Source organism: Methylobacterium sp. WL116 (assembly GCF_008039455.1).
In the GTDB taxonomy this organism is placed as follows: domain Bacteria; phylum Pseudomonadota; class Alphaproteobacteria; order Rhizobiales; family Beijerinckiaceae; genus Methylobacterium.
Genome location: NZ_VRUV01000836.1, coordinates 1 through 1,345, shown reverse-complemented (window position 1 = coordinate 1,345; position 1,345 = coordinate 1). Strand labels below are relative to the sequence as shown.

Sequence of the window (1,345 nt, the reverse complement as noted above, 5' to 3'; positions counted from 1 at the left end):
GGGCGGGGGGCGGGACGAGGGCCATGGCGAGAGTGCTATGCGGACGCGGCGCCGAGGTCAAAGGCCGCCGCGCGGCGGTGGATCCGGTGCACGACGCGCGCCTTCGTGCGAAACGGCCCTTTCCCCGCTCCCGGATTTCGGGAACATCCTGATCGCATGAACATCCTTCTCATCGGCAACGGCGGCCGCGAGCACGCCCTCGCCTATGCCCTCGCGAAAAGCCCGCTCTGCACCCGGCTGCTCACGGCGCCGGGCAATCCCGGCACCGCGCAGCACGGCGAGAACCGGCCGGAGCTGAACGTCGCCGACCATGGCGCGGTCCGCAGCTTCTGCGAGGCCGAGCGCATCGGCCTCGTCGTGATCGGGCCCGAGGCGCCGCTGGTCGCCGGCCTCGTGGACGACCTGACGCGGGCCGGCATCCGCGCCTTCGGCCCGACGAAGGCCGCCGCGCAGCTCGAAGGCTCGAAGGGCTTCACCAAGGAGCTGTGCACCGAGCGCGGCATCCCGACGGCGGGCTACGGCCGCTTCGCCGCGCTCGATCCCGCCCTCGCGCACGTGCGCGCCGCGGGCGCCCCGATCGTGGTGAAGGCCGACGGGCTCGCCGCCGGCAAGGGCGTCACCGTCGCCGAGACGGTGGAGCAGGCCGAGGGCGCGCTGCGGGCGCTGTTCGCGGAGGCGGGCGCGGAAGTCGTGATCGAGGAATGCCTGTTCGGCGAGGAGGCGAGCTTCTTCGTCCTGTGCGACGGCACGCGGGCGATTCCGATGGGCACGGCGCAGGACCACAAGCGGGTCTTCGACGGCGACCGCGGTCCCAACACCGGCGGCATGGGCGCCTATTCGCCGGCGGGCATCGTCACGCCGGCGATCGAGCGGACCGTGATGGAGACGATCATCCAGCCGACGCTCGACGGCATGCGCGCGCGCGGCACGCCGTTCACCGGCATCCTCTATGCCGGCCTGATGCTGACCGCGGACGGTCCCAAGCTCATCGAGTACAACACCCGCTTCGGCGACCCGGAGGCGCAGGTGCTGATGCCGCGGCTCGCCTCCGACCTGGTGCCGGCGCTGCTCTCGGCCTGCGACGGCGACCTCACCGGCGTCTGCCTGGAATTCGACGCCTCGCGCGCGGCGCTGACCGTGGTGATGGCGGCGGCCGGCTATCCCGGCACGGTGGTGCGCGGCTCGACGATCCGCGGCATCGCCGATGCCGAGCGCGACGGCGCCCTGGTGTTCCAGGCCGGGACCCGGGCCGAGGGCGAGGCCATCCTCGCCGACGGCGGCCGGGTGCTGGCGGTCACCGCGCTCGGCGACAGCGTGCTGGAGGCGCAGGCGCGCGCCTACGCGG

At 73.7% G+C, this 1,345-nt stretch carries 1 protein-coding gene; it reads left to right on the top strand.

Annotated elements, in window-relative coordinates:
* Positions 1 to 156: 156 nt before the first annotated feature.
* Positions 157 to 1,345 (top strand): phosphoribosylamine--glycine ligase (gene purD, locus FV223_RS27770; RefSeq protein WP_147729892.1); only part of this gene is annotated, 1,189 nt, incomplete at its 3' end.